At 39.0% G+C, this 2,602-nt stretch carries 2 protein-coding genes; both read left to right on the top strand.

Annotated elements, in window-relative coordinates:
• Positions 1-194: 194 nt before the first annotated feature.
• The gene (gene istA, locus EKL96_RS14135; protein ID WP_126463478.1) at positions 195-1,754 is read left to right on the top strand and encodes an IS21 family transposase; all 1,560 of its coding nucleotides are present in this window, start codon (positions 195-197) and stop codon (positions 1,752-1,754) included.
• A 21-nt stretch (positions 1,755-1,775) separates the two neighbouring features.
• Positions 1,776-2,507, top strand: coding sequence for an IS21-like element helper ATPase IstB (istB, locus tag EKL96_RS14130; protein ID WP_126463476.1), 732 nt, complete (start codon positions 1,776-1,778; stop codon positions 2,505-2,507).
• Positions 2,508-2,602: the final 95 nt, after the last annotated feature.

The raw sequence follows: 2,602 nt of genomic DNA, 5'->3' as shown, positions 1-2,602 counted from the left end.
TTGGATATTCCGGGTCAAACTGAACACCCCATTCCGGTTTAAACTGTACAGGTGATTCCGGAGCAAAGTGAACACCCCATTCCGGTTCAAACTGTACAGGTGATTCCGGAGCAAAGTGAACACCTCATTCCGGTTCAAACTGGACAGTTTTGATGATGATTTTTTATCCTACTTTGTGATCTAATCACATCAGTATGGCCAATAAATCAATAGGATCAATTATGATACGAGAAATCATCAGAATGAAAGCCAATGGTCTTTCTAATAGTCAAATTTCCAAAAGCATTGGAAAATCAAGAACCACCATTGTCAAATATCTTGGTGTGATTGAAACTTCTGGGATTTGCTTAAAGGAACTCCTTGAACTCAAAGAGAACGATTTATCGGAACTTTTTGAAGTTTCCAATGAGTTAAATCCTGCCAATAGAGAGCAGATTCATAAGGATTTATACTCCTTTTTTCCTTATCTCGAAAAGGAATTAAAACGTGTTGGAGTTACCCGCCATATACTCTGGGGCGAATACAAAACAAAGCATCCACAAGGGGTTATGTACAGCCAATTCTGTGAACATTACAAAAAATGGAACCAGAAATCGCAGGGGTATATGCCCACTACCCATAAGGCTGGGGAAAAACTTTTCATTGATTATGCCGGTAAGAAACTCCATATCATTGACAGGGAAACAGGAGAAATAAAGCCCGTGGAAGTCTTTGTTGCCACCCTTGGCGCAAGCCAATATACTTACGTAGAAGCCTCTTTTTCTCAACAAATACCTGATTTTATAGGTAGTGTTCAAAATTGTCTGCATTACCTAGGAGGCGTTCCGGCCTGCATTATTCCCGACAACCTGAAATCAGCAGTAACAAAATCCAATAAATATGAACCCCATATAAACGAACAGTTCGCCTGTTTTGCTTCGCATTATGATACTTCCATCATGCCGGCCAGAGCCCTGAAACCCAAGGACAAATCCTTGGTTGAAGGTGCCGTAAATATCACTTACACTCGCATCCATGCAGTTCTCAGGGATAAAGAATTTTATGGTATTGCTGAATTAAATTTAGCTATAAAGGAGCTTCTTTTGATTTATAATCAAACTCCTTTTCAGAAAAAACAACACAGTCGTACCGCTCTTTTTTTAGAAATAGAGAAAGATGCTTTAAAGCCATTGCCTTTGGAGAAATATGAACTCAGAGACTACAAAATGGCAACGGTACAGAAGAATTGCCATGTCTATTATTCATCCGACAAAAACTATTACAGCGTTCCCAATGCCTACATTGGAAAGAAAGTAAAAATGATCCTTACTCAAAGTGTCGTGGAAATCTATCATAATCAATCCCGCATTGCGCTTCATCCGCGCAGTCGTAAAAGGTATCATTATGCGACACTAAAGGAGCACATGCCTGTGAATCATACCTACAATGCCGATTGGAGTTCAGAATATTTTATCTCTTGGGCGCAAAAGATAGGCGCTTCGACAAAAGAATACATCGAGAAAATATTGGATAAAAAACAGTATCCAGAACAGAGTTATAAGAGTTGCATGGGCATATTGGCCATGGCTACCAAAACAGGAAAAGAACGCCTGAACAATGCCTGCAAACGCGCCCTGAGCTACGATGCCGTAAGCTACAATTCTATCAAAAATATTTTAGAGAGAGGCCTTGATAAAGAAGAAGAACAGCTGGATTTATTCAACGTCTCGATCTCTAATCATGACAATATCAGAGGATCAAAATATTATGCTTAACATTTTAAATCAAATCAAAATATGAACACCGATGCCACTATCGAAAAGATGCAGAAAATGCGTCTAAAGGGAATGAAACGAGCCTATGAATCCTCATTCGAAACCAGAAACCAAGACACTTTTAGCAACGATGAATTTATTGCCTGGCTCATTGAATCCGAGGACAATCAGCGCAACAACAGCCGAACCGAGCGGTTACTCAAAAATGCAAAGTTCCATTATCAGGCATCTTTAGAGGAGATAAGCTATACCGATGACCGGAATCTCGACCGGAATCTGCTGAGCCGTTTATCGGACTGCTCTTTTATTGACCGAAATGAAAATGTCATTATCACAGGTTGTACTGGAACCGGAAAAAGCTTTTTGGCAACAGCCTTGGGACATCAAAGCTGCATCAAAGGATACAAAGTACTTTATTACAATTTGGGCAAACTCTTCCAAAAATTAATGATGGCAAAAGCTGATGGTTCCTACATTAGAGAACTCATAAAAATTGAGAATCACGATCTGTTAATTATCGATGACTTTGGATTGCAAGCCATCAGCAATGAAAAGCAAATGATATTGATGGATTTGGTAGAGGATAGAAATCAAAAAAGAGCCACAATTTTCTGCTCACAACTACCGGTGAAAAACTGGTATGATCTCATTGAAGAAAAGACAATTGCCGATGCTATTTTGGATCGAATTATACACTCGGCAATACGCTTTGAACTCAAAGGAGAATCCATGAGAAAAAAAATGAAAAAATAGTAAAAAAATTATCTAATTTTAACCCAAGAAATCATCAGCAAAACAACTGTCCACTTTGCTCCGGAATAGGGTGTCCACTTTCATCGGAATAGTCA

It is taken from the genome of Flavobacterium sp. LS1R10, assembly GCF_003968825.1.
Classification (GTDB): domain Bacteria; phylum Bacteroidota; class Bacteroidia; order Flavobacteriales; family Flavobacteriaceae; genus Flavobacterium.
This window is presented reverse-complemented; position numbering and strand designations above follow the sequence as displayed.